Source organism: Brevundimonas vesicularis NBRC 12165 (assembly GCF_001592205.1).
Lineage (GTDB): Bacteria > Pseudomonadota > Alphaproteobacteria > Caulobacterales > Caulobacteraceae > Brevundimonas > Brevundimonas vesicularis.
This window is the reverse complement of record NZ_BCWM01000035.1, coordinates 1-1,873: the sequence shown is the minus strand read 5'-3', so window position 1 is coordinate 1,873 and position 1,873 is coordinate 1. Positions and strand designations below refer to the sequence as shown.

General features: G+C 62.2%; 1 protein-coding gene. It reads right to left on the bottom strand.

Translation table 11 applies throughout. From position 1 onward, the window contains the following. Nucleotides 1–179: 179 nt before the first annotated feature. Nucleotides 180–791, bottom strand: coding sequence for a recombinase family protein (locus tag BVE01S_RS16360; RefSeq protein ID WP_280513222.1), 612 nt, complete (start codon nt 789–791; stop codon nt 180–182). Nucleotides 792–1,873: the final 1,082 nt, after the last annotated feature.

Below are 1,873 nucleotides of genomic sequence, written 5' to 3'. Positions count from 1 at the left end.
CGCCAGATGGATCAGATTTGTCGGTCATGGAAGCCTCTGCGACTCGGGCGTTAGCCGAGCAGCAGAGTCCGATGTCGGGGGGCGGTCAACGTCTCGAACGGTGCCGCACGACCGTCTCTGACGTTGCCGCTTCGGCGGCCACAACATCAGCAAGCCATAGTCGATTGGCTACGTCCGGTTCAGGCGTGCGCGACGCTCTCCTGACGGTCCTCCTGAACCGTCCCCTTCAGCGTGCGCGCGATGGCCGTCACAGTGGTCGTGGAGGCACGATGGAGCCGGGCGGTGGCGCGGATGCCCTGACCGTCCTCCAACGACCTCCTGATCGCTTCCAGACGGTCCTGCGGCATGGGCTTGCGACCGCTCTTCTTGGTCGTTCTCCGCAAGCCCGAGAGCACGCGCTCTCTATGGATGGCTCTTTCGAATTCGGCGAAGACGCCGAGCATCGAGAACATCATCCGACCTGAAGACGTCGAGGTATCGAGGCCCTGCGTGTGGACGTAGAGGTCCACGCTCTTGGTCTGGATGTCGCCGAGGAAGTGGATCAGGTCGGGCAGGGAACGGCCAATCCGGCAGACCGAGAAGCACGCGATCAGATCAAAATCCCTGCGCGCCACTCCCTTCAGCAGGTTGTCGAAGCCCGGCCTCTTCTCACGCCCTTTGGCACCCGAGATGCCTTCATCGAGGAAGGTGGCCACGATCTCCCAGTCCTGCCGCTGGGCGACTGCTCGCAGGTCACGAAGCTGGTTCTCGACGGTCTGGTTCTTATCGGCCGTGCTCACACGAGCGTAGATCGCGACGCGCTTGGTCAGGGGTGTTCTCCGATCCGTTGTTGGGAGAACAGGCTCTCACGGATCGGTCGGGCGTCAACGAAAAGGCCGCCTCGGTCGTTAGTCGTATATGTTCCAACCCATTCACCGTCTCGCAGTCGCGAGTGCCGCAGCCGTCCTTTTGGGGTGTTCGAAGACGCCTGAGCCTGCCCCGACCCCGGCGGGCTTCCACCGCATCGACGCGGTTGGTCCATTTTCAGTGGCCATTCCTGATGAAGTCGCACGCCTAGATGTCATTGGCGTGGATACGGAGGTGGACGAGTTCGTAGGGGATGGGCTGCGTTTCGGTCTCTCGTATGGATCATATGGATCAGTGCCGCCTCCACAGGCGGGGTCGATCAACTATTCGACCGGTGACCTTGAGATAGACGGTAGGTCGGGAACGTGGGCCGCCTTTGAGCGCATGAATGACGCCCTTCCGCACGCATGGATCGGCGCGGTCACAGAACCTCCTCGCTGGGGGGCGGCTCCTGCGGAGCCTGTCGGACTAACGATTTATCTATCCTGCCGAACCAAGCAGATTTGCGAACTCGGCCCCAAAGTGGCCGCGACGGTGCGGTTCGAGCGACGCTGACCGTTTTCGCAAAAGGATGGAAGCGGGCACGAAATATCGACCACGCCGCCATTGGGTTTGCGGGCCGTGAAACAGGCCCTCTGACGCCCCCCTTTGGGAGAACGGCGCCAATGGCGCCAATAGCGCCGATAGCCCGGCCCAGAACCTGTCGCCTGCGTGCTTGATCGGCCTGCGGCCCGCCATCTTGAAGGGTCTGGCTCTCGACTGGGATGAACCTTCTTCATGTCAGCAGGTCGATGAACGACACGACGCCAGTCGGGTCGATCACGGCCATGCTGACCGCCGGGACCGGAGCGGCATCGCGACGGACGCGGCCGATCAGTCTGATCATGTGACCTTATTGCCGGGACGGCCAACCGCTTAGGCGGTCGTCCGCTCCTGACGGTGATGGTCATGGATCGCATCAGCCGCCGTCAACGGTCGGCCTCCTCGATCCACATCCAGTCATTCGTCAGTCGTCGTAGATTTCTGG